This is a genomic window from Alloyangia pacifica, from assembly GCF_020524285.1.
GTDB lineage: Bacteria > Pseudomonadota > Alphaproteobacteria > Rhodobacterales > Rhodobacteraceae > Salipiger > Salipiger pacificus_B.
This window is the reverse complement of sequence record NZ_JAIVKX010000008.1, coordinates 205,495-225,846: the sequence shown is the minus strand read 5'-3', so window position 1 is coordinate 225,846 and position 20,352 is coordinate 205,495. Positions and strand designations below refer to the sequence as shown.

Below are 20,352 nucleotides of genomic sequence, written 5' to 3'. Positions count from 1 at the left end.
GAAACTGCGAAGAAAAGACCAAGAAACGCGCAATGCAACAGGAGAGTATGATGACCAAGTTTACCGGATGGGGCATCGCCTCGGCGATGCTGCTCGCGGCGGGCGGCGCACAGGCCGCGGACGAGCTGACACTGCAGCTCAAGTGGGTGACGCAGGCGCAGTTCGCCGGCTACTACGTGGCCGCCGACAAGGGCTTCTACGACGAAGAAGATCTCGACGTGACGATCAAGCCGGGCGGACCGGATATCGCGCCGGTGCAGGTGCTGCTCGGCGGCGGTGCCGACGTGATGGTCGACTGGCTGCCCTCGGCGCTGGCCGCGCGCGAGAACGGTGCGCCGATCGTCAACATCGCCCAGCCCTTCAAGTCCTCGGGGCTGATGCTGACCTGCCTCAAGGAGCACGGCATCGAGAGCCCCGCCGACTTCCCCGGCCACACGCTCGGCACCTGGTTCTTCGGCAACGAGCTGCCGCTTTATTCGTGGATGTCCAAGCTCGGCTATGCGACCGACGGCTCCGAGGGCGGGGTGACCATCCAGAAGATCAACTTCAACGTCGATCCGCTGCTGCAGAAGCAGGTCGAATGCGCCACCACCATGACCTACAACGAATATTGGCAGGTCATCGACGCCGGGCTGACGCCCGAGGAGCTGGTGGTCTTCAAGTACCAGGACGAGGGCATCGCGACGCTTGAGGACGGGCTCTACACCACCGAGGAGAACCTCGCCGATCCCGAGATGACCGACAAGCTGGTGCGCTTCGTGCGGGCCTCGATGAAGGGCTGGAAATACGCCGAGGAAAACCCGGACGAGGCCGCCGATATCGTGCTCGAGAACGACGAGACCGGCGCCCAGACCGAGGAGCACCAGAAGCGCATGATGGGCGAGATCGCCAAGCTGACCGCCGGCTCGAACGGCGCACTGGATCCGGCCGATTTCACCCGCACCGTCGAGGTTCTGCTGAGCGCCGGTGCCGATCCGGTGATCACCAAGGACCCGGGCGAGGCCGCCTGGACCCATGCGATCACCGACGAGGCGCTGCAATAAGCGCGGCGCAGGGCGCAAACGAAAACGGGGGTGGCGCAAGCGCCGCCCCCTTCTTCATTAAATCACTGGTATTCCTGACCGGGGAACGGGCAAATCCGCTAGGTGACCACGGCACTCACAAAGAACGCCCCCACTCGTAGTCAGCTCAGGTAACACCGCGATGACAGGGGCATGACGCGGGGGTGACCCGCCGCACCCGGCCGGTCAGCTCGAGCGCGCCCGGTTCAGGGTGAGCAACAGCTCGGCGCTGTTGAATGGGCGCTGCAGCACCTCGTAGGCACAGGCCGTGCCCAGCTCCTCTGCGGCGTCTCCGGCCAGCGCGATGCGCGTGCCCGCCGCGCTCAGCACCTGGCCGAGCGCGCTCTTCGGTACGTCTTCGGGGGCCATCTGCAGCAAGGCCACACCCACATGCCCGGCGGCCTGCACCAGCAGCAGCGCCGCCTCGGGTGTATGCGCGCAGATCACGCGCGTTTTGGGGTCATGCTCGGAAATGCTCCGTGCGACGTCCTCGGCCACGAAGGGATCATTCAGCAGCACCAGCACCCCCGGCCCGGGACCGGGCGAGTCTTCGGGAATCATGTGCGGTCTCCTCTTGTTGCGCACAAACTGGAACCAAAGCCGCAGGGACGCATTAATCTGTGACATAGGAGGCCGTCATGAGTCAGATTTCCTGCACAAGCTGCCCGCTGCGCCGCAAGGCGCTGTTCCGCCCCTTCGAGGAGGAAGAGCTGGCCTTTATGGGCAGGTTCAAGGCGGGGGAACTGAGCGTCGATCCGGGCACTCACCTGCTGATCGAGGGCGCGAATTCACCGCAGATTTTCACCGTCCTCGAGGGCATGGGTCTGCGTTACAAGACGCTCGAGAACGGCCGGCGGCAGGTGATCAACTTCCTGCTGCCGGGCGATCTGACGGGCCTGCAGGCGGGGCTTCTGGGCGAGATGAAGCATTCGGTGCAGGCGACCAGCGCGATGCGTCTGTGTGTCTTCAATCGCGCCGATCTCTGGACGCTGTTCCGGCGGCAGCCGTCACTGGCCTATGACGTCACCTGGCTCGCGGCCTCCGAGGAGCATTTCCTAGGCGAGACCCTGGCCACCGTCGGTCAGCGCGATGCGGCGCAGAGTGTGGCCTGGGCGCTGCTGAAGATCTACCGGCGGCTCAGCGAGCTGGGGATCGGGCAGGGCGCGCGGGTGCCACTGCCCTACCGCCAGCAGGATCTCGCGGATGCGCTCGGCCTTTCGCTCGTGCATACGAACAAGACCTTGGCACGGCTGCGGGAGCGCGGCTTGGCGGAGTGGTCGGATGGCGAACTGCACGTCAGCGACGTGGAGGGCATGGCCGAGCTGGCGATGGCCGACACCGAGGAGCCGACCACGCGCCCGCTGCTCTGAGGGCGCTCAGCGCCGCAGCGTGTCGCCGTAGGCGATCTTGGGGGTCAGTTCGACGATGCGCTCGTAGTCGGCCTCCGGGTTGTCGACCCGCGCGGCAATGATCTGCGCCGCCTTCCGGCCGATCTCCGCCCGGTGCGCGTCCATCGTCGCGAGCTGGCGGGGCAGCCCCTGCAGCAGCTCGACACCGTTGAAGCCCGCAAGCCCGATGTCACCGGGGATATTGCGGCCCTGTTCCATCAGGTAGAGCAGCCCGCCCGCGCCGATCATGTCATTGGAGTAATAGAGGAAGTCGATCTCCGGCTCGCGCTCGAGGATGTCATGCGTCATCTCGCGGCCCTTCTTCAGCGCCGAGCCGCCGGAGTAGAACTCCTGGTCCACCACCTCGACGCCGCTCTTTGCCAGCGCCTCGGTGAAACCCTCGAACCGTTTCCGCGCGCGGTGGTCCAGCGGCATCTTGGTGCCGAGGAAGCCGATCTTCTGGTAGCCGGCGCGCAGGATCGCCTTGGCCATCTCGCGCCCGGCACGGCGGTGCGAAATGCCGACGGCGCAATCGACGGGCGTGCCGTCGATGTCCATGATCTCGACCACCGGGATGCCGCTGGCCTTCATCATCGCCTTTGAGGCCTCGGTGTGCTCGAGCCCGGCGATGATCACCCCGGACGGACGCCAGGACAGCATCTCGTAGAGCACCCGCTCTTCCTTTTCGGGCATGTAGTCGGTGATCCCCACGACCGGCTGCAGCTCGGTGTCCTCGAGCACCGAGGCGATGCCTGCCATCACCTCGGGGAAGACCATGTTGCGCATCGAGGGGATGATCACCGCCACGAGGTTCACCCGCTGGCTCGCCAGCGCACCGGCGATCTTGTTAGGCACGTAGCCGAGCGTCTTGGCGGCCTCGAGCACCTTGGCCCGGGTCGCCTCGGACACGTCCCCGCGGTTGCGCAGCACCCGGCTCACGGTCATCTCGGACACACCGGAGGCTTCGGAGACGTCTCTGAGGGTGAGGGGGCGGGGATCGGTATCGGCCACGGGCGGCTCCTCCAAAGCACTAAATACCTGAATGTTAGCCTTTCTGCCGGGTCATACAAGCCAAAGCCGCAGCGCGGCGAATTTTCCGCTTGCAGGGTGACAATGGAGGATGCGCGCGCTAAGGGAAGGCCGTCGGTCCCGTGGCTCAACTGGATAGAGCAGCCCCCTCCTAAGGGGCAGGTTGCAGGTTCGAATCCTGCCGGGATCGCCATCTTCCTAGCGCCATTTTCCCATTCCAGCTCCGCGGTGCCTTTTGCGGGCGGCATTGCGCCAAGCGCAGGCAGCTAGGGGTAGGACGGCAAGGTGCCCGTGTGCAGACCGGCCTGAAGCTGGTCCATCAGGTAGGGGCGCAGCAGCGTGCCGAGGTAGCGGGCGCCTTCGGGGGTGAGGTGCGTGCCATCGAAGGTCAGCGGCGAGCCCTGCGAGTCCGCATTCGTACAACTGGAATAGTTGCCGCACAGCAGCCACTGCAGGTCTATGTAGGGCGCAACTGCGGGGATCGTCTTGCTCATCTCGAGGCTCACCGCGGCCAGGGTCTCGGGCAGCTCGCGCGGCCCGACAAGCGCATCGAGGCCCTCGGCGAAGAAGCGATGGGTCAGCCTGTCGCCGAAGTGCTTGCGGCCGAAAACGATGATCTCCGCATCGGTCACCGAGGACATGGCGTCCAGGGATTGCGGCAGCAGCGGCGCGGTCCAGGCATTCCACGAAGACACCAGCCAGACCTGATCCGCATGGCGGAGGTGGTCCAGGAGCGTCGGGTCCTTGTAGCCGGGAAGACCGGCGCAGCCCTCGCGGCTCTCGGGGGGCTGGTACCGGCCAAGATCCTCGAGCATGAGATTCCCGCAGTGCCCGGGGATATGGTAGGTCGACAGGTCGAATTTCTCCTGCATCCCGGTCTCGTAGAGCGCGTTCACCAGATCCTGCCCGTAGGAATCCCCGACAATCAGGACCTTCGGAATGCCGGCGTCCCCGCTGAAATCGCGGCCTTTCAGGCTGTCGAACCGCCCGGGCACGTAGTCATGGGCATCGACGAAGCTGCTGAGCACCCGGCGCTCCTCGGCGCTGTAGCGGCGGTCCCAGCCGTTGCCGGCCGTGAGCGCGAGCCCGGCGCAGAAGAAGGCGGTCAGCGCCACCGCCGAGGAGAGCAGCACAGGGCGGGGCGGGGTGGTGGCGGTCTTTCTTCTGCGGAAGGGCTGTTCGACGAACCTCCAGGTCAGCCACGCGATGGGGAAGGTCACGATGGCGGATACGACGACCCCGATCGCGTCATCCGGGAAGGCGTGCTTGTAGAAGGTGATGATCGGCTGGTGCCACAGGTAGGCGCTGTAGGAAATCAGGCCAATCAGCACGATCCAGCGCCGGGTGAGCAGCCAATGCACCGCCGTTCCGGGCCGGGTGAAGAGGATGACCAGCGCGGCGCCGACACAGGCGGGCAGCGCGACGAGCCCGGCCGAGAGCAGCGCCTCGCCGACGAAGAAATAGCTCAGCAGGATCGCGGCGAGCCCGGTCGCCGAGAGCAGGTTGAGCAGGCGCGTTCCGGTCAGGCCTTCGGCATGCTTGAAGCCCAGGGCCGCCAGCGCGCCGATCAGCAGCTCCCAGGCGCGCATCGGGAAAAGGTAGAAGGCGTACTTGGGGTTGGTATCGCTCGCCCAGAGGGCCAGCACGGCGCTTGCGAGGCCGGCGGCAAGCAGGGCATGCCAGAGGAAGCGCGGGGCCTTGCGGATGACCAGTGCCAGGATCAGCGGGTAGACGATGTAGAACTGCTCTTCGACCGCGAGACTCCAGGTATGCAGCAGCGGGTTCAGCTCGGCATGGGTCTCGAAATAGTTGACCTCCTTGAGAAAGAAGATGTTCGACAGGAAGGTCATCGTGGCCGCGACGCTCATGCCGAAAGTCTTGAGGTCGCTCGGGGGCAGGAAGATCAAGGCGGCGGGAATGGTGCAGGCCACGACGAAGAACAGCGCGGGAAGGATGCGCCGGGCGCGTCTCTCGTAGAAGTCGGCGATGCTGTAGGTCTTCGCCTCGAGGTCGGAAATCAGCAGGGAGGTGATCAGAAAGCCGCTGATCACGAAGAAGACATCGACGCCCAGAAAACCGCCGGGAACCGAGCTGTGAGACGCGTGAAAGGCAACGACGGGAATAACGGCAAAGGCGCGCAGGCCATCAATGTGCGCTCGATACTTCACTCGGGTACTCCAAATATTCTAAAAAATTCAAATAAAACAAAATGTCAGCGTGAAGGGTGCCCTAAGCCGGACCCTGCGCCTGCACTGGCTTAGATGGTAAAGCATGGTGGGCTTTCGATCCACACTGTTGAAGCGCATCGCTCCCCGGGGGCGGTGACCTGGCGCGCTCGCGCATGAATAGGGGGCGCCTGCACAGGGATGATGCGCTGTCCGTGGACGGCTGCGTCCGATTGAGCCATTGCCTTCGAGCGTCTCACCGCGGGCAGGCTGCCCCACGGCAAGCGTCGTCCAAGGAGCGCCATTGCACCCGCTGATCGGGCGGGCGATCATGATGGAAATCACACGGTTCGATAGGTCCTCATGATCGCCAAGCTGGAAATGTTCATCGCGCTGGCCCGGGAGAAGCACTTTGGGCGGGCCGCGCTCAGCCTCGGCATCACCCAGCCGACGCTCTCCACCGGCATCCGCCAACTCGAGGAGCAGCTCGGGGTCAAGCTGGTGCAGCGCGGCTCGCGCTTTGGCGGGCTCACGCCGGAAGGCCAGCGCGCGCTCGAATGGGCGCGGCAGATCGTCGGCGACACGCGGCGGCTGCGCGACGAGATGCGCGCCTCGCGCCAGGGGCTTGCCGGCCACCTGCGGCTCGCGGTGATCCCCACCGCGCTGACCTGGGCCTCGACGCTGGCCGCGCGTTTCAACGAGCGCCATCCGAGGGTCACCTTCACGGTGCTCTCGCGCGCCTCGGCGGAGATTCTCGCGATGCTTGACGACCTCGAGATCGACGCCGGGATTTCCTACCTCGACAACGAGCCGCTGGGCCGCGTCACCACCCGCCCGCTCTACCGCGAGGCGTACCAGCTTGTCTGCCGTGAGGATCACCCGCTCGCCGGGCGAAAGATGCTGGATTGGTCAGAGCTGGGCAGCCTGAAGCTCTGCCTGCTGACCCCAGAGATGCAGAACCGCCGCATCATCAACCGACAGTTCATGGAGGCCGGGGTCGAACCGGTCTCGGCCATCGAGTCGAACTCCACCGTGGTGCTGGTGAGCAATGTGCTGACCGGCGACTGGGTGACCATCCTGCCAACCGACCTCGCGAGCTTCCTGGCCGAGGGCAAGCCGCTGTCGCTGGTGCCGCTGGCCGCGGACAGCCGAGCGCATGAGGTCGGGCTGATCGCGCCCTGGCAGGAACCCTATACGCCGGTGCTGCAGGCGCTGCTCGACGAGGCAAAGGGGCTGGCGCGCCCGGCGTGACGGGGCGGCATTTGATCCGCCTCAAGACAGGCGGGGCCCGGCTGCCCTAGGCTGGCGGCAAAGGAGGGCGCCCCGTGCCGAAGCAGCCGATCTACCGTGTCGAAGGGCTCACCCGCGTCTATGGCGAGGGGGCCTCGGCCGTGCATGCGCTGCGCGGCGTCGATCTCGAGCTGCCGCCGGGCGAGATCACCGTGCTGCTTGGCCCCTCGGGCAGCGGCAAGTCGACGCTGTTGAACATCCTCGGCGGGCTCGACCGCCCCAGCGCGGGGCGGGCGTGGTTCCGGGGCGAGGAGTTGACCGCCATGCGCGACCGGGCGCTCACCCGCTACCGGCGCGACAATCTCGGCTTCGTCTTCCAGTTCTACAACCTCATGCCCTCGCTGACCGCCGAGGAGAACGTCGAACTCGTCACCGAGATTGCCCGCGATCCCATGGACCCCGAGGAGGCGCTGGCGCTGGTCGGCCTCGGCTCCCGCAAGGATCACTTTCCCAGCCAGATGTCCGGCGGCGAGCAGCAGCGCGTGGCCATCGCCCGCGCCGTGGCCAAGCAGCCCGACGTGCTGCTCTGCGACGAGCCGACCGGGGCGCTCGACAGCGCCACCGGGCGCGAGGTGCTGGGGGTGCTGCAGCATCTCAATCGCAGCCTCGGCACCACGGTGATGATCGTCACCCATGCCGCCGCGACCGCCGAGATGGCCGACCGGGTGATCCGTTTCGCCGATGGCGCGATCCGCACGGTCGAGCGCAACGACGCCCCGCGCGCCGCCGCCGAGATCGAGTGGTGAGCGCATGAGCACCCTGGACCGCAAGCTCTCGCGCGATCTGTGGCGGATGAAGGGGCAGGCGGCGGCGATTGCCGTGGTCATGGCGCTGGGCGTGATGATGCAGGTGATGATGGCCGGGCTGGTGGTCACCCTCGACGAGACCCGCCGCGGCTACTACGAGCGCTACCGTTTCGCCGAGGTCTTCGCCCCGGTGACCCGCGCCCCGAGCCACGTGTTGCACCAGGTCGCGGCGCTGCCCGGCGTCGCGCGGGCCGGGGGGCGCATCTCCGGCGCGGCGCGGATCGAGCTGCCGGACCGCCCGGTGCCGATTGCCGCGCAGGCGCTGTCCTTGCCCGACCACGCGGAGCCCGCGCTCAACGCGATCCGCCTGCAGCAGGGGCGGCTCTTCGATCCCGGTGCGCCCGAGGAGGTGGTGCTGCTCGACACTTTCGCCACCGCGCACGGGCTGCGGCCGGGCGACGGGCTGCAGGTGGTGATGAACGGCGCGCGGCGCAGCCTGAGGATCACCGGGCTCGCGCGCTCGCCGGAATTTCTCTATGCCCCGGCACCGGGCGAGATGGTGCCGGACGATACGCGCTTTGCCGTGCTGTGGATGTCGCAGACCTCGCTCGCCGCCGCCTTCGACATGAAGGGCGCCTATTCCGAGTTTCTCGTGACGCTCACCCGCGGCACCGATCCGCGCGGGGTGATCGAGGCGCTCGACCATCTTCTGACGCCATGGGGCGGGGCGGGAGCCTATGACCGCGAGGACCAGTTCTCGCACCGCTTCGTCTCGGAGGAGATCAACGGTCTGCGCGACACGGCGGCGGCGATTCCGCCGGTGTTCCTCGGCATCGCCGCCTTCCTGCTGAACATCGTCATCGCGCGCATGGTGCAGGCCGAGCGCGAGGAGATCGGCCTGCTCAAGGCGTTCGGCTACCGCGGCGCCGAGATCGGCGGGCACTACCTCAAGCTGGTGCTGGCGATTGCCGTGGCGGGGGCGCTGCTGGGCGCGCTGCTGGGCATCCTCGCGGGGCGCGGGATGGTGCAGCTCTACCTGCATTTCTACAAGTTCCCCTTCCTCGTCTTCCGACTCGACCCGGGCGCGCTGGCGCTGGGGCTGGTGGTCAGCGTGCTGGCGGCGGCGGCGGGCGGGGCGGTGGTGCTGCGCCGCATTTTCGCGCTGCAACCGGCCGAGGCGATGCGCCCGCCGGCCCCCGCCGACTATCGCCGCGCCGGGCGATGGGCGCGGGCGGTGAAGGCGCTCGACCAGCCGACGCGCATGGTGCTGCGCCGCTTCACCCGCACGCCCTTTCGCATGCTGGGCGCGGTGGTGGGGATCACCTTCGGCATGGGGCTCTCGGTGGGCATGCTGACCATCCACGCCGGGTTCAACCAGGCGGTGGCGCTCAGCTTCGACGTGCTCGACCGCTCCGAGGCGAGCGTGACCTTCACCCATGCCGTGTCGCAGAAAACCCTGCTCGAGCTGGCGCGCCACCCCGGCGTGCTGCGGGTCGAGGGCACGCGCTCGGTTCCGGTGGTGCTGCGCAACGGCCGCCTGACCCACCGCGGCGCGATCACCGGGTTGCCGCCGGAGCCCGAGCTGGTCCGCGCGCTGACGCCCGACTACGCGCCCATCGCGCTCGACGGGCCGGGGCTGGTGCTGAGCACGGCGCTGGCGCGCAAGCTCAAGGCGCAGGCGGGGGACGTGCTGACCGTGGAGGTGCGCGAGGGCGCGCAGCCGGTGCTGCGCCTGCCGGTCACCGGCGTGTCGGAGACCGTGCTCGGCGCCCCGGCCTACATGGCGCTGGAGGCGCTGGACCGGGCGCTCTTCGAGCCGGGGCGCATCTCCAGCGCCGCCCTGCGGCTCGATCCGGCGCAGGCCGAGGCGGTGCAGGTCTGGCTGCGCGACCAGCCGGTGGTGGCGGGGGTGAGCCTCAAGTCCGAGGCGCGCGAGGCCTTCGAGCGGGTGATGAACCAGGGCACCGGGGCGACGCGCTTCATCATGGCCGCGGTGGCCTTCACCATCACCTTCGGCATCATCTACAACGCCGCCCGCATCGCGCTGGCCGAGCGCGCCCATGACCTCGCCAGCCTGCGGGTCATCGGCTTCTCGAAGGGCGAGGCGGCCTACGTTCTGCTCGGCGAACTGGGGCTGGTGACGCTGCTGGCGCTGCCCTGCGGCGCGTTCCTGGGCTGGGGCATCGCGCATATGCTGGCCGCCGCCTATTCCTCCGACCTCTACACGATCACGGTGGTCTTCCGGCCTGCCGCCTTCGGATTCGCCGCGCTGGTGGTGATCTCGGGGGCGGTGTTCTCCGGGCTGCTGGTGAAACGCGACGTGGACCGCGCCGACCTGGTCGCGGCACTCAAGACACGGGATTGACCTCATGGCTCTCAACCGACCCCGCAACCGCACCCGGCTGGTCCTCGGCCTCGGCCTTGCGCTGCTGCTCGTTCTGGCGCTGGCCGCCGCCTTCTGGCCGCGCCCCGAGCTGGTGGACCTCGGGCAGGTGACGCGTGGCCCGCTGGTGGTTACCATCGACGAGGAGGGCAAGACCGAGGTGCGTGATGTCTACGTGGTGACCACGCCCGTCGCCGGGCGGCTGCTGCGGGTGCAGGCGATCGACGGCGATCCGGTGGCACAGGGCGACGTGGTGGCCCACATGCGCCCCGCAGCGCCCTCGGTGCTCGACCTGCGCACGCGCGAGCAGGCGCGGGCGGCGGTGGCAGGCGCGCAGGCGGCGCTGCTGCAGGCCAAGGCCGAGGTCAACGTGGCGCAGGCGGACGTGGAGCTGGCGGTCTCGGACCATGACCGGGCCAAGGCGCTGGCGGCGCGGGGCACGATCTCCACCGCGGCGCTGGATCAGGCGCGCACCGCGGCGCTGGCGGCGCAGGCGCGGCTCGAGACGGCACGGGCGGCGGTGGCCATGCGCGAGGCGGAGCTGGCCAATGCGCAGGCGCAGCTCATCGGTTTCGACGATCAGGGGCTGGCCGAGGCCCTCGCCGAGGTCGGGGCCTCGGACATTCCGCTGCGCTCGCCGGTCGACGGGCGCATCCTGCGCGTGGTCGAACAGTCCGAGACCTCTCTGGCGGCCGGCGCGCCGGTGCTCGAGATCGGCAATATCGCGCAGGATCTGCAGGTGGCCGTGGACCTGATTTCCTCGGACGCGGTGCAGGTGGTGCCGGGCGCGCGGGTCATGCTCGACGATTGGGGCGGGCCGGGCTCGCTGGAAGCGGAAGTCGAGCGCATCGCGCCGCTCGGCACCACCGAGGTCTCGGCGCTGGGGGTCGAGGAGCAGCGGGTGCGGGTGATCCTGCGCTTCACCGCGCCGGTCGAGGCGCGCGCGGCGCTGGGGCACGGCTACCGGGTGCTGGCGCGCATCGTGATCTGGGAGGATCAGGACACGCTGCAGGTTCCGCAGAGCGCCGCGTTCCGCGAGGGCGGGGGCTGGGCGGTGTTCCGGGTCGAAGACGGGCGCGCCGTGCAGGTGCCGGTCACGCTCGGGCAGGGCAACGGGCGGCAGGTGCAGGTGCTGGACGGGCTGAATGACGGCGACGAGATCGTGCTCTATCCGCCGGGGGATCTGGCGGATGGTGGCCTGGTGGCGCAGCGGCAGGCTGGGTGAAGGGGCGCGGCGTCTGTCCGCCCGGCCTCAAGGCGAAGCCGCCGGGCGAGCGCCTGCCCGTCCCGGCGGGCTGGCGCGTTGGCGATGCGGTGAAACGAGACGAAGTCGCTCGGTCTTGGCCCACATAGAGCGCTGAACACCGCTGATCACCTATTTCGCGGCGCCAGCCCACGGGCAGGCGCTCGCCCGGCTCGCGTTGCCGGTCTTGGGCGCAAAACCGGGCCGGCTCAGCCCTGACCCTTCTCCAGCGCGTCGAGACGCGCCTTCAGGGCCTCGTTCTCTTCGCGGGCCTTCTGCGCCATGGCGCGAACCGCGTCGAATTCCTCGCGGGTCACGAAGTCGCGATCCGCCAGCCAGCGGTCGATCATCGATTTCATCGCCGTTTCGGCCTCATCCTTCGCGCCCTGTGCCACGCCCATGGCGTTGGTCATGAGCTGCGAGAGATCCTCGAATACCTTGTTGCGCGTCTGCATTGGGCTCTCCGTCATATGCTTGTGTCCTATATGGGCCGAGAGGCCCGCGGTCACAAGGTTGACTTCCCCCGGAAACTCCCGTCACTCATCGCGCATGAGAGCAGCCATTCCCTTTCCGCCCCTGTCCTCCGAGGTCTTCTCGATCTCGGTCTTCGGCATGGAATTCGCCCTGCGCTGGTACGCGCTTGCCTATATCGCGGGCATCATCATCGGCTGGCGCATTGCCGTTGCCGCGGTGAAGCGCGTCCACCTCTGGCCGGGCGACCAGCCGCCGATGAGCCCGGCGCAGGTCGAGCAGCTGCTGACCTGGGTGATCCTCGGCATCATCCTCGGCGGGCGGCTCGGCTTCGTGCTGTTCTACCAGCCCGCCTACTACCTGGCGAACCCGGCCCAGATTCTGATGGTCTGGCAGGGTGGCATGTCGTTCCACGGCGGCTTCCTCGGGGTGCTGATCGGCTTCCTCGGCTTCTGCCTGAAGAACCGCATCCCGATCGGCTCCACCGCCGACATGCTGGCGATCTCCGTGCCGCCGGGGCTGCTGCTGGGGCGCATCGCCAACTTCGTCAATGCCGAGCTTTGGGGCCGCCCGACCGAGCTGCCCTGGGGGGTGATCTTCCCCGGAGAGGCGGCGCAGGCCTGCGGGCAGGCGCTTGGCGAGCTTTGCGCGCGCCACCCGTCGCAGCTCTACGAGGCGCTGCTGGAAGGGGTGCTGCTGGGCGCGCTGGTGCTCTGGCTCGGGCTGCGCAGGGGCGGGTTGAAGACGCCGTGGCAGATGGCGGGCGTGTTTCTCGCCGGCTACGGCATCGCGCGCTTTCTGGTGGAGTTGGTGCGCCAGCCCGACGCGCAGTTCGTCTCGCCCGGCAACCCGCTGGGGCTGGCCTGGCACGTCGGGGGCTACGGGCTCACCATGGGCCAGATGCTCTCGCTGCCGATGATCCTCGTCGGGATCGGGCTCATTCTCTGGGCGCGGCGCCGCGCATGAGTGCGCTGCTTCCGCTTCTCGAGGCGCGCATCGCGGCCGAGGGGCCGATGAGCGTGGCCGAATACATGACATGGTGCCTGCTGCACCCGCAGCATGGCTATTACACCACCCGCGATCCACTGGGCCAGAAGGGCGACTTCACCACCGCGCCGGAAATCAGCCAGATGTTCGGAGAGCTGCTCGGCCTCGCGCTGGCGCAGAGCTGGCTCGACCAGGGGCGCCCGGAACGGATTGTCCTTGCCGAGCTGGGGCCGGGCCGGGGCACGCTGATGGCCGATGCGCTGCGCGCCATGAAGGGCGTGCCGGGGCTGCTCGACGCGGCGGAACTGCACCTCGTCGAGGCCTCGCCCGCGCTGCGCGCCGCGCAGGCGACACGGCTTTCGGACTACGGGCCGTCCTGGCACGACAGCCTCGCCGAGCTGCCCGAAGCGCCGCTCTTCCTGCTCGCCAACGAGTTCTTCGATGCACTGCCCGTGCGCCAGTTCCTGCGCGACGGGGACGGCTGGCGCGAGCGCGTGGTCGGCTGGCACGAGGGGCAGCTCTCCTTCGGGCTCACCGACATCGCGGCGCAGGCGGCGCTCGAGCACCGGCTGGCCGATACCGCACAGGGCGACATGGTCGAGACCTGCGCCCCTGCCGAGGCCATCGTGCAGGAGGTGGGGCGTCGAATCGCGGCGCAAGGTGGCGTGGCGCTGATCGTCGACTACGGGGGCTGGGGCAGCCTCGGCGACACCTTGCAGGCGGTGCGCGCACATGAAAAGACCGCGCCGCTGGCGGCGCCCGGCGATGCCGACCTGACCGCGCATGTGGATTTCCGCGCGCTGGCGCAGGCGGCAGCCCCGGCGGCCCATGCGCCCCTGACGGCGCAGGGCGTCTTCCTCGAGCGGCTCGGCATCACCGAGAGGGCGCGGGCGCTTGCGGCGCGGCTGAACGGCACGGCGCTGGAAAGCCATGTTGCCGCACATCGCCGGTTGACGCATCCCGGGGAAATGGGAAGTTTGTTCAAGGTTCTGGCGTTGCACGCGCCGGACGCACCGCCGCCGCCCGGATTGGATACATGACGCTGGAAATCATCACCGCCGAGTCCCTCAGCCCGCTCCGGCACGGGTTCTTCACCCGCAAGGGAGGTGCCTCCTCCGGGGTCTTTGCCGGGCTCAACTGCGGGCCGGGCTCATCGGACCAGCGCGAGATCGTGGCGATCAACCGGGCGCGCGTGGCGCAGGCCATGGAGGTGCCGGTCGAGTCGCTGGTGACGGTCAGCCAGGTGCATTCGCCGACGGTGGTGACGGTGACCGGCCCGCTGACCGATCCGCGCCCCGAGGCCGACGGGCTGGTGACCCGCGAGCCGGGGCTCGCGCTGGCGGTGCTGACCGCCGATTGCCAGCCGGTGCTCTTTGCCGATGGCGAGGCCGGGGTGATCGGCGCCGCCCACGCGGGCTGGCGCGGGGCACAGGCCGGGGTGCTGGAAGAGACCATCGACGCGATGATCGCCCTCGGGGCCAGCCGCGACGGCATCCGCGCGGTGATCGGGCCGACGATCAGCCAGCGCGCCTACGAGGTCGGGCCCGAATTCCTCGACGAGTTCATGGCCGAAGATCCCGACAACGGGCGCTTCTTCGCCGGAGGGCAGGGCGACCGGGCGCAGTTCGATCTTCCGGCTTACGGGCTGCACCGGCTGCGCAGCGCCGGGGTCGAGGCGGAATGGACCCGCCACTGCACCTATTCCGATCCCGACCGCTTCTTTTCCTTCCGTCGGGCCACCCATCAGCGCGAGGCGGATTACGGTCGGTTGATTTCCGCGATCCGGCTCTGAGCGGCCGCTCGGCGGCTACAGCCGTGAGAAGTGACGTCGCCACGATTCGTCCTTCTTTCCGAGGGAATGTGTCGAAGTGGTTCCCGTATCTCCGACAATCTCTGGCCGGGCGGCGAATTGATCAAAAAGGCGCTCGCATTTCATCGAAACTTTGACATAAATGCCAAAAAGCGGCCAGATCGCCGCCTGTCGGTAAGACGTCCTTCTGTCGTTGTTGGTGGGGGCCAGCACGGATGTGACAGTTTGAGTAAGGATGTTGTCATGACCAGTTTTCATCACGTGGCCCGCGGTCACGACGGTGTTGTTTCTCAAGAACCTCCGCGGGTCCCGGTCTCTCTCCGGAACGGGCGGCCTCGTCGCGCAAGCTCTCTCATGCGCAAATACGAGGTCGCCGCGCTGTTGCCCGATCTTTCAATTTCCATGAAGCAGCAGGTGGCGCCGGCGCTACCGCTGTTCGAAGAGGCCTGCTCGGCCTTCGCCCGTGGCACGCTGATCCGCACGGTGCAGGGCCCCGTCGCCGTCGAGGACCTGCTGCCGGGCGACCTCATCGAGACCAGCCGCGGCGCGCAGACCGTCACCTGGATCGGCTCGACCAGCTATGTGCCGGGCGTGGAATGCGCGCAGAGCGCGCTTGGCACGCTCACCCGTGTCACCGCCGAAGCCTTCGGACTCGGCCGGCCGGGCGTCGACCTGCTGCTCGGCCCGGCGGCGCGGATGGTGGTGACCCGTGCGCAGTTCAGGGCGCTTCTGGGACAGGACAGCGTGCTGGTGCCGGTCGCCGACGAGGCCGATTACGACCGCATCGTGCCGGTGACACCGGCGGGCGGCGTGCAGCTCTATCACCTGATGGTGCCGCGTCACGCGACGCTCCGGGTCGGCGGGCTCGAGATGGAGACCTATCATCCGGGCAAGCTGTTGCACCAGTTCAACAGTCCGAACCTGCGGGCGCTGTTCCTGTCGATGTTCGAGAACCTGTCGGAGCTACAGGATTTCGGGTCGCTGTCGATGACCCGCTCCTCGCGCGAGGCGGTCGAGAGCCTGCGGGCCATCTGAACCGGCGCGCCTTACCTGAAGGTTTTCTGGACCGGGAGCGGGGCAGTCGTCAGGCGGTCCGGCTCAGCCGTTCCTCGAGCACGTCGAAGGGCACGCCCGGTTCGTCCTTGGCGCAGCGGATGACCAGCGAGGTCTTGACCGAGGCGACGTTCGGCGCGGTCAGAAGCTGCTCGGTCAGGAAGGCCTGGAAGGTCGACAGGTCGGGGGCCACGCACTTGAGGATGAAGTCCACCTCGCCATTGAGCATGTGGCACTCGCGCACCAGCGGCCAGCCGCGGCAGCGGTCCTCGAAGGCGCGCAGGTCGGCCTCGGCCTGGCTCTGCAGCCCGACGCTGGCAAAGACCTGCACCTCGAAGCCCAGCTCGCGGGAATCGACCTCGGCGTGATAACCCTTGATGAAACCCTGTTCCTCGAGGGTTCGGACACGCCGCAGGCAGGGCGGGGCCGATATGCCCACGCGGCGGGCAAGTTCGACGTTGGTCATGCGGCCATCGGCCTGCAGTTCTGCCAGAATCTTCCGGTCGATGGGGTCGAGCCTGTGGGCGGGCATGCGTCTTCCTTGAGCTTTTCGCGAATATTATATCAGGCGGGACATCGACGCAATAATCTTTCATATTCTTGAAAGATTATTAACTGCGCGAGATTCCGGGGAGACTGCGGGACGCACGGGGTTTGCGTCGCCGCCGCGCGTGGCTATATGCAATTCCCAAACCGATTGCCATAGCTCGCGAGAGGCACGACATGTCCGACACCCGCCACACACGGCTCCTCATCATCGGCTCCGGCCCGGCCGGCTACACCGCAGGCGTCTACGCCTCGCGCGCGATGCTGTCCCCGCTGCTGGTCCAGGGGCTCGAGCCCGGCGGCCAGCTGACCACCACCACCGAGGTCGAGAACTGGCCCGGCGAGACCGAGATCCAGGGCCCCGAGCTGATGGTCAAGATGGAGGCGCATGCCCGCGCCATGGGCTGCGAGATCATCGGCGACATCATCACCGATCTCGACCTCGGCCAGCGCCCCTTCGTGGCGAAGTCCGACAGCGGCACGACCTACACCGCCGACGCCGTGGTGCTCGCCACCGGCGCGCGGGCGAAATGGCTGGGCCTGCCGACCGAGGACGAGTTCAAGGGCTTCGGTGTCTCGGCCTGCGCCACCTGTGACGGCTTCTTCTACCGTGGGCAGGAGATCGTGGTGATCGGCGGCGGCAACACCGCCGTGGAAGAGGCGCTGTTCCTCACCAATTTCGCCTCGAAGGTCACGCTGATCCACCGCCGGGATACGCTGCGCGCCGAGAAGATCCTGCAGGAGCGCTTGCTGGCGCACCCGAAGATCGAGACGCTCTGGCACCACCAGCTCGAGGAAGTGGTCGGCGAGGACATGCCCAAGGGCGTCACCGGCGTGAAGGTCAAGCACGTGACCACCGGCGAAATCACCGAGATCCCGGCCAAGGGCGTCTTTGTCGCCATCGGCCACGCCCCGGCGTCGGAACTGGTGAAGGACCAGCTCGAAACCCACATGGGCGGCTACGTGGTGACCAAGCCCGGAACCACCGAGACCTCGATCCCCGGCGTCTTCGCGGCAGGCGACCTGACCGACCACAAGTACCGCCAGGCGGTGACCTCGGCGGGAATGGGCTGCATGGCGGCGCTGGAAGCCGAGCGCTGGCTGGCCGAGCAGGGGCTCGACGCGGGCAAGGACACCTCCGAGCCGCTCGGCTACGGCGCGCCGGTCGAACAGGCGTCCTGAGTCTCGCCGAACTGATCTGAAAGAAGCGCGATGCCGGGATTCGGTGTCGCGCTTTTTCTTTTCCGACAGGGCGAGATCTGGCCGCGTCGGGGCTGACCAGGGACCGCTCGCCTGCCTGCTTTTGCGGCAATTCCGGGTCTCGTGACGCACGCTTTGGCAGGGCGCCCAATGCCTCCGCGCGCCTTCGGGCGCAGAGGTTTTGCGACGCTGCGTCTCTCTCGCGAAATTGAGCGCTCTGGCGCGGTGAGGGGCTTTGATGCCCAACGCGCGCCGCATATCTCTGGAACAACTCACAGGACTCGAAGACCTCGCCCCGTCGCCGCTCCAAGGTGGACGGACCTGACACTTTCGCCCGGCCGTATGTCGACCTGACCTTCTCCCTCGGAGGACGCCATGAAGACCGCTCGCCTGACACGCGCGCTCGCGCTGCTGACCTGCCTGCTGACGGCTGCGCCCGTGCTGGCGGAGGACGAGCTGCGTTCCGCCTATCGCAGCAGCGTGTCGACCACGCTCGCCGCGTCGGTCGGCGCGTTCGACAGCGTGCTGGGGCACGCGCTGAACGGCTATGGCAAGGTGCGCCTGAACAGCAAGGGGTTGTTCGTTGCGACTCAGGCGCCCGGAAGCGCACCGCGCATGTGGTGGGCGCTGGAGGCGCGGGAGTACCATGGCAGCACCAGCGGGCGGAAAATCGATGTTCTGCTGGGGATCGAGCGGCCGATCGGCACGGGCACCCGGCTCGGCTTTGCCACGGGCTACGGGGTCGCCGAACTTGATACCGGGCGCGACGTCCGCACCCAGACCTTCAGCTTTGCCCCCTACGTGGAGACCTCGCTGACCGACCATATCGGGCTCAAGGCCTGGGCGGCGCTGGCGCGGCCCGACTACCGGCTCGGAAGCTCGCCGCGCAGCGCCTGGCGCACCGCGGCGGGGCTCAACGCCAGCGGAAATTACGAACTGCGGCGCATGGATATCTCCGGCGCCGCGGGTCTGTCGCTGTCGCAGCAGTCGAGCAGTGGGATCGGCGAGGTTTCGGCCTGGCAGGTGGGCAAGCTCTCGGCTTCGCTGCGGACCCGCGCGACCCTGAGGTTGGAGCGCAATTTCCGCCCCTACTTCGAGCTCGGCTACAAGTACGGAACCTGGGTCGACGCCGGAAACTCCGGTGAGACCCACGCGCCCAGCCTCAAGACCGGCCTGAGCTGGAGCCACAAGAAGCGCAGCTTCACCATGAGCCTGATCGGCACGCAGGTCTTCGATCCGGTGCAGCCGCTGGTGCTCAACACCAGGTACAGCATCCGTTTCTGAGGGCCGCGGGGGCGGGGTCAGAGGTGAATTTCGCCGGAGATCAGCACATGCGCCTGTCCGGCCACGCGCACGCCGGTGATCGCTTCGGGCGGCCCGAGCACCTCGACCTGCGCCTGTCCCGGGCGACCGAGGCCGTGGCCCTGTTCGGCGGTGAAGACCGGGCTGCCGATCAGCCCCTTCAACCAGAGATAGGCCGCCATCGCGCCGGTCGCCGAGCCGGTGAAGGGATCCTCGGGCGGGCTTGGCGGTGCCATGAGAAGCCGCGAAAACGTGTCCCCCGCCGCGGTCGCGCCGCCGAGCGTCACGAGGAAGGGCTCGGCCAGGTCGAGGCGTTCGCCCGACGCTGCGGCGAGCCGGGGCAGCGCGTCGAGGTCCAGCCTTGCCCGCTCCAGAGCATCGCGGTCCTTCAGCACGGCGATGCAGAAGGGCAGGCCGGTGGAGACCACCTGCGGCTGGCCGAGGATGTCGGAAGGCGACAGCGAGACGGCATCTGCGACCAGCGACTTGTCGGGGCTGGGGCCGAAGACCGGCGCGGTTTGGGTCATCACGATGCGCGGCGGGCTGACGCTGTGGTCGATCTCGATGGGGATGAGGCCGGCCTTGGTTTCAAGCGTGATCCGGTCGCCGCTGACCAGCCCGCGGTGCAGCAGCGCCGCGACGGTGGCGACGGTGGGATGCCCGGCAAAGGGAATCTCGCCGCTGGCAAGGAAGTAGCGCACCCGCACGTCGGCGACCTCTGAGGGGCCGGTGAAGGTGCATTCCACCAGAGAGGTCTCGCGCACCACCGCCTTGCAGGTCGCGTCGTCCAGCGCCGCGCCGCCATGCAGGACGGCGCAGCCGTTGCCGCCGAAGGGCACGTCGGTGAAGGCGTCGGCCCAGTCGAGCGGCAGCGTGGTCATGGTGCGAACAGGCGCGCGTTCAGTGGACGGTGACGGGGGCGAGGTCGTTCTGCCGCGCCAGCGCGAAGGCCATGCCGCGGTCGCGGACCAGGGCCAGCCGCTCGCCGTCGGCGCGGTGCACCGCGTAGAGACGGGTCTGATCGCCGACCTGTTCCTGCACGTCCTCGGGCAGCTCGCTCACCTCGACGGAGCGGACATAGACGATGCGCTCGGCGTCAAACTCGGAGAAGTCATACTTCGTGTTCATGGCTCAACCCTTTCTGATGTTGATGGTCTGCACCACCGTCTCGGGACGGGACATGGTCAGATCCACGTGCAGCAGACCGTTCTCCATGACCGCTTCCCCCACCTCGACTCCATCGGCGAGCACGAAGCTGCGCTGGAATTGCCGCGCCGCGATGCCGCGGTGCAGGAAGATCCGGTCGGATCCGTCGTCGCGCTGCCGTCCGCGGATCACCAGCTGGCGGTCCTCGACGGTGATGGCGAGATCGGCCTCCGAGAATCCGGCCACTGCGAGCGTGATCCGGTAGGAGTGATCCGACGTCTGTTCGATGTTGAAGGGGGGGTATCCCTCGCTCGACTTGGCGGTGCGCTCGAGCAGGCGCTCGAGCTGCTCGAAGCCGAGCATGTGCGGATAGGAACCCAGGGTCAGTTTGCTCATGACATGTCCTTGACAGGGAAGCGACCGTCCGCCGGGCCCCGTAAGCGGCAACCCGACACTTCGGAATATGGGAAGGCGAGCAAGGCAGTGCAAGGGGGTTGCGGGGGCTTTGCGGGCGCGGCAAGAGTTGATATTC

21 protein-coding genes and 1 tRNA gene are annotated in these 20,352 nt (G+C 68.0%); 13 read left to right on the top strand and 9 right to left on the bottom strand.

From position 1 onward, the window contains the following. The first annotated feature begins 50 nt into the window (after nt 1-50). Nucleotides 51-1,043 (top strand): ABC transporter substrate-binding protein, encoded by a 993-nt coding sequence (locus LC039_RS12755; RefSeq protein WP_226624745.1) that lies wholly within the window; start codon nt 51-53, stop codon nt 1,041-1,043. Between the two features lie 204 nt (nt 1,044-1,247). Here LC039_RS12755 and LC039_RS12750 read toward each other — a convergent pair whose 3' ends face one another. Then, nucleotides 1,248-1,622 carry a hypothetical protein gene (locus LC039_RS12750; protein ID WP_226624744.1) on the bottom strand — a complete coding sequence of 125 codons (375 nt, stop codon included), beginning with the start codon at nt 1,620-1,622 and terminating at the stop codon, nt 1,248-1,250. A 77-nt stretch (nt 1,623-1,699) separates the two neighbouring features. Here LC039_RS12750 and LC039_RS12745 point away from each other — a divergent pair, with 77 nt between their 5' ends. Next, nucleotides 1,700-2,431 (top strand): Crp/Fnr family transcriptional regulator, encoded by a 732-nt coding sequence (locus tag LC039_RS12745; protein WP_226624743.1) that lies wholly within the window; start codon nt 1,700-1,702, stop codon nt 2,429-2,431. A 6-nt stretch (nt 2,432-2,437) separates the two neighbouring features. Here the strand turns inward: LC039_RS12745 and LC039_RS12740 are convergent, their stop codons facing one another. Continuing rightward, nucleotides 2,438-3,460 (bottom strand): LacI family DNA-binding transcriptional regulator, encoded by a 1,023-nt coding sequence (locus LC039_RS12740; protein WP_226624742.1) that lies wholly within the window; start codon nt 3,458-3,460, stop codon nt 2,438-2,440. 134 nt (nt 3,461-3,594) lie between these two features. Between LC039_RS12740 and LC039_RS12735 the strand changes: the two genes are divergently transcribed. Further along, nucleotides 3,595-3,671: transfer RNA gene (locus LC039_RS12735), tRNA-Arg, on the top strand. A gap of 73 nt (nt 3,672-3,744) precedes the next feature. On the opposite strand, the gene LC039_RS26975 is transcribed toward LC039_RS12735, so the two are convergent. Further along, nucleotides 3,745-5,646, bottom strand: a complete 1,902-nt coding sequence (locus tag LC039_RS26975; protein WP_226624741.1) for an acyltransferase family protein — start codon at nt 5,644-5,646, stop codon at nt 3,745-3,747. Nucleotides 5,647-6,006: 360 nt separating this feature from the next. Between LC039_RS26975 and LC039_RS12725 the strand changes: the two genes are divergently transcribed. The 4 genes from LC039_RS12725 to LC039_RS12710 all read left to right on the top strand — a co-directional run bounded on the left by LC039_RS12725 (nt 6,007) and on the right by LC039_RS12710 (nt 11,287). After that, complete coding sequence (locus LC039_RS12725; RefSeq protein ID WP_226624740.1) at nt 6,007-6,894, top strand: LysR family transcriptional regulator; 888 nt, start codon at nt 6,007-6,009, stop codon at nt 6,892-6,894. A gap of 74 nt (nt 6,895-6,968) precedes the next feature. Then, on the top strand, nt 6,969-7,679 hold the full coding sequence (locus tag LC039_RS12720; protein ID WP_226624739.1) for an ABC transporter ATP-binding protein: 711 nt from the start codon (nt 6,969-6,971) through the stop codon (nt 7,677-7,679). Between the two features lie 4 nt (nt 7,680-7,683). Beyond that, a complete protein-coding gene (locus LC039_RS12715; RefSeq protein ID WP_226624738.1) occupies nt 7,684-10,044 on the top strand; it encodes an ABC transporter permease in 2,361 nt (786 codons plus the stop codon). A gap of 4 nt (nt 10,045-10,048) precedes the next feature. After that, a complete protein-coding gene (locus LC039_RS12710; protein WP_226624736.1) occupies nt 10,049-11,287 on the top strand; it encodes an efflux RND transporter periplasmic adaptor subunit in 1,239 nt (412 codons plus the stop codon). A gap of 227 nt (nt 11,288-11,514) precedes the next feature. On the opposite strand, the gene LC039_RS12705 is transcribed toward LC039_RS12710, so the two are convergent. Then, nucleotides 11,515-11,760 (bottom strand): accessory factor UbiK family protein, encoded by a 246-nt coding sequence (locus LC039_RS12705; RefSeq protein ID WP_066104340.1) that lies wholly within the window; start codon nt 11,758-11,760, stop codon nt 11,515-11,517. 94 nt (nt 11,761-11,854) lie between these two features. Here LC039_RS12705 and lgt point away from each other — a divergent pair, with 94 nt between their 5' ends. The 3 genes from lgt to pgeF are packed head-to-tail and all read left to right on the top strand — an operon-like array spanning nt 11,855 to nt 14,555. After that, nucleotides 11,855-12,742, top strand: a complete 888-nt coding sequence (gene lgt / locus LC039_RS12700; RefSeq protein WP_226624733.1) for a prolipoprotein diacylglyceryl transferase — start codon at nt 11,855-11,857, stop codon at nt 12,740-12,742. Then, complete coding sequence (locus LC039_RS12695) at nt 12,739-13,803, top strand: class I SAM-dependent methyltransferase (protein WP_226624731.1); 1,065 nt, start codon at nt 12,739-12,741, stop codon at nt 13,801-13,803. The genes lgt and LC039_RS12695 overlap by 4 nt, the downstream gene beginning before the upstream one ends. After that, nucleotides 13,800-14,555, top strand: a complete 756-nt coding sequence (gene pgeF / locus LC039_RS12690) for a peptidoglycan editing factor PgeF (RefSeq protein WP_226624729.1) — start codon at nt 13,800-13,802, stop codon at nt 14,553-14,555. Before LC039_RS12695 ends, pgeF begins: the two co-directional genes overlap by 4 nt. A 15-nt stretch (nt 14,556-14,570) precedes the next feature. Here the strand turns inward: pgeF and LC039_RS12685 are convergent, their stop codons facing one another. After that, nucleotides 14,571-14,867 (bottom strand): hypothetical protein, encoded by a 297-nt coding sequence (locus tag LC039_RS12685; RefSeq protein ID WP_226624727.1) that lies wholly within the window; start codon nt 14,865-14,867, stop codon nt 14,571-14,573. A gap of 60 nt (nt 14,868-14,927) precedes the next feature. On the opposite strand from LC039_RS12685, the gene LC039_RS12680 reads away from it, so the two are divergent. Next, a complete protein-coding gene (locus LC039_RS12680; protein ID WP_226624725.1) occupies nt 14,928-15,608 on the top strand; it encodes a Hint domain-containing protein in 681 nt (226 codons plus the stop codon). 49 nt (nt 15,609-15,657) lie between these two features. On the opposite strand, the gene LC039_RS12675 is transcribed toward LC039_RS12680, so the two are convergent. Next, a complete protein-coding gene (locus tag LC039_RS12675; RefSeq protein ID WP_226624723.1) occupies nt 15,658-16,158 on the bottom strand; it encodes an Lrp/AsnC family transcriptional regulator in 501 nt (166 codons plus the stop codon). 191 nt (nt 16,159-16,349) lie between these two features. Here LC039_RS12675 and trxB point away from each other — a divergent pair, with 191 nt between their 5' ends. Together trxB and LC039_RS12665 are read left to right on the top strand one after the other, a co-directional pair. Beyond that, complete coding sequence (trxB, locus tag LC039_RS12670; protein WP_226624722.1) at nt 16,350-17,354, top strand: thioredoxin-disulfide reductase; 1,005 nt, start codon at nt 16,350-16,352, stop codon at nt 17,352-17,354. A gap of 393 nt (nt 17,355-17,747) precedes the next feature. Beyond that, on the top strand, nt 17,748-18,656 hold the full coding sequence (locus tag LC039_RS12665; protein WP_226624719.1) for an autotransporter domain-containing protein: 909 nt from the start codon (nt 17,748-17,750) through the stop codon (nt 18,654-18,656). A 17-nt stretch (nt 18,657-18,673) separates the two neighbouring features. On the opposite strand, the gene LC039_RS12660 is transcribed toward LC039_RS12665, so the two are convergent. Genes LC039_RS12660 through LC039_RS12650 form a run of 3 tightly spaced genes read right to left on the bottom strand, consistent with a single transcriptional unit; the run spans nt 18,674 to nt 20,216 of the window. Beyond that, a complete protein-coding gene (locus LC039_RS12660; protein ID WP_226624717.1) occupies nt 18,674-19,555 on the bottom strand; it encodes a PhzF family phenazine biosynthesis protein in 882 nt (293 codons plus the stop codon). A gap of 19 nt (nt 19,556-19,574) precedes the next feature. Continuing rightward, a complete protein-coding gene (locus LC039_RS12655) occupies nt 19,575-19,802 on the bottom strand; it encodes a DUF1150 family protein (RefSeq protein ID WP_226624715.1) in 228 nt (75 codons plus the stop codon). Between the two features lie 3 nt (nt 19,803-19,805). Further along, nucleotides 19,806-20,216: an Hsp20 family protein gene (locus LC039_RS12650; RefSeq protein WP_066104369.1), complete on the bottom strand. Its 411-nt coding sequence runs from the start codon at nt 20,214-20,216 to the stop codon at nt 19,806-19,808. Nucleotides 20,217-20,352: the final 136 nt, after the last annotated feature.